Origin of the sequence: Clostridium fessum, assembly GCF_027698965.1 — a bacterium.
In the GTDB taxonomy this organism is placed as follows: domain Bacteria; phylum Bacillota; class Clostridia; order Lachnospirales; family Lachnospiraceae; genus Otoolea; species Otoolea fessa.
The window spans coordinates 1-229 of record NZ_JAQEQF010000003.1 but is presented as its reverse complement, the minus strand read 5'-3'; the positions used below and the strand labels follow the sequence as shown (position 1 = coordinate 229).

General features: G+C 52.0%; 1 tRNA gene. It reads right to left on the bottom strand.

Going from position 1 to position 229, the window contains the following annotated elements:
- Positions 1-80: 80 nt before the first annotated feature.
- Positions 81-155, bottom strand: a tRNA-Pro gene (locus PG862_RS04590).
- Positions 156-229: the final 74 nt, after the last annotated feature.

Sequence of the window (229 nt, the reverse complement as noted above, 5' to 3'; positions counted from 1 at the left end):
AGACGGGACTCGAACCCGCGGCCTCGACCTTGGCAAGGTCGCGCTCCACCAACTGAGCCACTCGCGCATACTTGTAAGAATCGGGGTGACAGGATTCGAACCTGCGACCTCCTGGTCCCAAACCAGGCGCTCTAGCCAAGCTGAGCCACACCCCGTCATCCACGTTATTACTCTATTTTGATTGAAGATTTATATACCTTCAAAACTGCACACTGAATTTCTTCTACTT